1 protein-coding gene is annotated in these 1,412 nt (G+C 64.9%); it reads left to right on the top strand.

The genetic code is table 11. The annotated features are described in order from the left end of the window. Positions 1-177 precede the first annotated feature (177 nt). Complete coding sequence (locus tag ADK60_RS22875; RefSeq protein WP_234371220.1) at positions 178-1,311, top strand: IS630 family transposase; 1,134 nt, start codon at positions 178-180, stop codon at positions 1,309-1,311. Positions 1,312-1,412 lie beyond the last annotated feature (101 nt).

Below are 1,412 nucleotides of genomic sequence, written 5' to 3'. Positions count from 1 at the left end.
TCAAGTCCCTCGCCGACTACCTCGCCAAGATCAACCCACCAGATGCCGCAGCAGAGTAGAACTTACCCTCGTGATTTGTGGCGCATCACACTAGTGCCGTATCAAGCAACGTTCGCCCTGATATGACGTGCCGTCCGGAGAATGCTCCGGACGGCACGTGTGCGCCATGCTGTGCGCGTGGCAGAGCGAGTACGAGTCAGAGAGATCGATGACGACGAGGGACAGCGCCTGCTGCGGATCGTCCGCCGGGGCACCGGGTCGGTGGTGACCTGGCGACGGGCCCAGATGGTGCTGTTGTCCGCCCAGGGCATGCCGGTGGCGAAGATCGCCGAGGTGACGTTCACCAGCGCGGACCGGGTCCGGGACGTGATCCACAACTTCAACGCGGACGGCTTCGAGTCGCTCTATCCGAAGTACAAGGGTGGGCGGCCGAGGACATTCACCCTGCCCGAGCGCCGCGAGATCAAGAAGATCGCCAAGTCCAGGCCGGCCGAGCACGGCCTGCCCTTCTCGACCTGGAGCCTGGCCAAGCCGGCCGACTTCCTGGTCGCCGAGGGGGTGGTCGACGACATCAGCCACGAGGGCCTGCGCATCCTGCTCCGCGAGGAAGGCGTCTCCTTTCAACGCGTGAAGACCTGGAAGGCTTCCCGCGACCCCGACTACGCCACGAAGAAGGCCCGCGTCGAGCACCTCTACGCCATCGCAGACGGCGAGGTCATAGCCGAGGAAGGCGAGCCTGAAGTCATCTTCTGCATGGACGAGTTCGGCCCCCTCAACCTCCAGCCCCGCCCTGGCCGGCAGTGGGCCGAACGCGGCGGCCGGGACAAGGACCCCCACCGCGATCCCCGTCCACGCAGGCGGGCGACCTACACCCGCCCGCACGGGGTCCGGCACCTGTTCGCCGCCTACGACCTCGCCAAGGACCAGCTCTACGGGCACATCAAGAAGACCAAGAACCGCTCCAAGTTCCTGGAGTTCTGCCGCTACCTGCGCTCGCTGCACCCGATGGACGTGCGTATCGCGATCGTGGTCGACAACTACTCGCCGCATCTGACGACGAAGCGCTGCCAGCGGGTCGGCACGTGGGCGGCGGCGAACAACGTGGAGATCGCCTACACCCCGACCAACAGCTCCTGGCTCAATCGGATCGAGGCCCAGTTCACCGCCCTGCGCTACTTCGCCCTCGACGGCACCGACCACGCGAGTCACAAGGAGCAGGGCAGCATGATCCGCCGCTACATCATCTGGCGGAACAAGCACGCTGCCGATCAGCGCCTACGCGACTTCGTCAACAGGGCGAACGTTGCCTGATGCGGCACTAGTGTGATGCGCCACAAATCACGAGGGTAAGTTCTACTCTGCTGCGGCATCTGGTGGGTTGATCTTGGCGAGGTAGTCGGCGAGGGACTTGA

Source organism: Streptomyces sp. XY431 (assembly GCF_001279805.1).
Lineage (GTDB): Bacteria > Actinomycetota > Actinomycetes > Streptomycetales > Streptomycetaceae > Kitasatospora > Kitasatospora purpeofusca.
Note: the sequence above shows the minus strand (reverse complement) of the source record. Positions and strands in the feature narration are given on the sequence as shown.